Origin of the sequence: uncultured Aquincola sp. (genome assembly GCF_964001545.1) — a bacterium.
Lineage (GTDB): Bacteria > Pseudomonadota > Gammaproteobacteria > Burkholderiales > Burkholderiaceae_C > Aquincola.
This window is the reverse complement of record NZ_CAXFDV010000570.1, coordinates 1-2,339: the sequence shown is the minus strand read 5'-3', so window position 1 is coordinate 2,339 and position 2,339 is coordinate 1. Positions and strand designations below refer to the sequence as shown.

Annotated in this window: 4 protein-coding genes; all 4 read right to left on the bottom strand. The window is 69.8% G+C overall.

What is annotated here, in order from left to right:
- Window positions 1-709: phosphoglycerate kinase (gene pgk, locus ABNT58_RS19665; protein WP_348755115.1), on the bottom strand; the 709-nt coding region annotated here is incomplete at its 3' end.
- 63 nt (window positions 710-772) lie between these two features.
- Entirely contained in the window at window positions 773-1,102 is a 330-nt protein-coding gene (locus ABNT58_RS19660) for an AzlD domain-containing protein (RefSeq protein WP_348755114.1), read from the bottom strand.
- On the bottom strand, window positions 1,099-1,857 hold the full coding sequence (locus tag ABNT58_RS19655; RefSeq protein ID WP_348755113.1) for an AzlC family ABC transporter permease: 759 nt from the start codon (window positions 1,855-1,857) through the stop codon (window positions 1,099-1,101). The genes ABNT58_RS19660 and ABNT58_RS19655 overlap by 4 nt, the downstream gene beginning before the upstream one ends.
- A gap of 33 nt (window positions 1,858-1,890) precedes the next feature.
- Window positions 1,891-2,301, bottom strand: a complete 411-nt coding sequence (locus tag ABNT58_RS19650; RefSeq protein ID WP_348755112.1) for a hypothetical protein — start codon at window positions 2,299-2,301, stop codon at window positions 1,891-1,893.
- Window positions 2,302-2,339 lie beyond the last annotated feature (38 nt).

Sequence of the window (2,339 nt, the reverse complement as noted above, 5' to 3'; positions counted from 1 at the left end):
TCTTGCCGATCTTCAGGCCGGCGGCCAGCATGAAGGTGTTGGCGATGCCGCCGCCCACGATCAGCCCGTCCACGTTCTTGGACAGCGCCTGCAGGATGGTGAGCTTGGTGCTGACCTTGGAGCCGGCCACGATCGCCACCAGCGGCCGCTTGGGGTTGGCCAGCGCCTTGGTGATGGCGTCGATCTCGGCGGCCAGCAGCGGGCCGGCGCAGGCCACCTTGGCGTACTGCGCGATGCCGTAGGTGCTGGCCTCGGCCCGATGCGCGGTGCCGAAGGCGTCGTGCACGAAGATGTCGCACAGTGCGGCCATCTTGCGGGCCAGCTCTTCGCTGTTCTTCTTCTCGCCCTTGTTGACGCGGCAGTTCTCCAGCAGCACCACGCTGCCCGGCTGCACGTCCACGCCGTCCACCCAGTCGGCCACCAGCGGCACTTCCCGGCCCAGCAGCTCGGCCAGACGCTGCGCCACCGGCGCCAGCGAATCCTCGGGCTTGAAGGCGCCTTCGGTGGGGCGGCCCAGGTGCGAGGTGACCATCACCGCCGCGCCGGCGTCCAGCGCCATCTGGATGCAGGGCACCGAAGCGCGCACGCGCGTGTCCTCGGTGATGCGGCCGTCGTCATCCTGCGGCACGTTCAAGTCGGCGCGGATGAAGACACGTTGGCCGGCGACGCGGCCTTGCTCGATGAGATCGGAGAAGCGGATGACGTTCATGGGGCCCTCGGTCTGAAGGCCGCGATTCTAGAAGCGCCGACCCCCTTGCCCAGGGGGCCCCGGTTACCAGCCGAGAACGAAACGCAGCGCCAGCATCACCGAGGTGCCCACGACGATGGTGCCCAGCATGCCGCGGCGCCACCAGAAGTACAGCGCGCCGGCCAGTGCGCCGAACACCCGGGCGTCGCGCCAGGTGTGGATCAGCTCGCCCTGCGTCATCAGCAGTTCGGGCACCACCACGGCCGCCATCGCGGCCAGCGGCGCATAGCGCAGGCCTTCGCGCAGCCAGGCGGGGATGGGCACTTCCTTGTCGGGAAACAGGAAGAACGAGCGCGTGATGACCGTGATGGCGCCCAGGCCGACGATGGTGAGGATGGTTTCCCAGGTGCTCATGCCGAGGCCCCCGGTGCCTTGCGCGGCTGCAGGTGTTCCAGCATCACGCCCATGGCCACCGCGGCGGCGATGGCGATGACGATGTTCAGCCGCAGCGGCAGCGCATAGGCCGCCACCGCCGCGGTGCCCGCCACGCCCGCGGCCACCCAGGTGGACAAGCTGCCCAGCAACGTGCCGGTGAGCGCCACCAGCGCCATGGTGCCGGCAAAGGCCAGGCCCCACTCGGTGGGAATCTGGTCGGCCAGCACGATGCCGGCGATGGAAGGCACCTGCCAGGTGACCCAGTTGCAGGTGACGCCGCCCCAGAAGTAGGGCAGTTGGTCAGGCCCCGGCTTGGGCTCGGGGAAGCGACGCATGAACACCACGTAGTTCAGGTCGGCCGTGAAGTAGCCCAGCGCCACCCGCAGCCGCCGCGGCAGATGGCCGAAGTAAGGCCGCCACTGCGTGCTGAAGACGACGAAGCGCAGGTTGATGCACAGCGCGGTGGCCCACACCACCCAGATCGGCGCGCCGGCGGCGATCAAGGGCAGCGAGGCCAGCTGCGCGCTGCCGGCAAACACCACCAGCGACATGAAGATGGCCATCGGCACGCCCAGGCCGCTCTTGGCCATGGCCACGCCGGCCACCAGGCCCCAGGCGGCCAGGCCAGGCGCGATCTCCAGCATTTCGACCAGCCCGCGGCGGAACGCCGGGTGGCGCCAGGTGGGCAGTTGCGCCGCGGACGGGTGCGCGCTGCCGTTGGAAGAAGAAGTCATTGGCGCCATTGTCGGCGCCCCGCCCGGCGACGGTCAGGCGTCGCCTTTTTCGCCCTTGCGGCCCTTGGCCGGCTTGTCGGTCTTCTCGGCGTGTTTGTCGCCGTGTTTGTCGCCCGCGTCTTCGCCGCCTTCTTCGGCGCCGGAAGCCGGTTTGGCGGGCGGCTCGGCGCGGGCGATCTGGGGCGTCACCGGCTCGATCTGGTTCTCGCGCATGTAGTCGTTCATCTCGCGCCAGCCCGCAAACACCGCGGCCTTGTCGGCCTTCTTGTTCAGCGTGTAGCAGTCTTCGATGGCTCGGGCCGCATGGCGGCAGGCCGCGCCGATGGCCTTGCCCTCAGCCTCCTTGCGCTGGGCCTGCAGCTCGGGCGTCTCGATGCCCAGGCGTTCGCAGCCGGCCAGGGCCAGGGCGGCGAGCAGCATCAGCGGGGCAAGGGGGCGGGGCATGGTGGGCGCGAGACGGTGAGGGGCGAACCCTTCCGTTT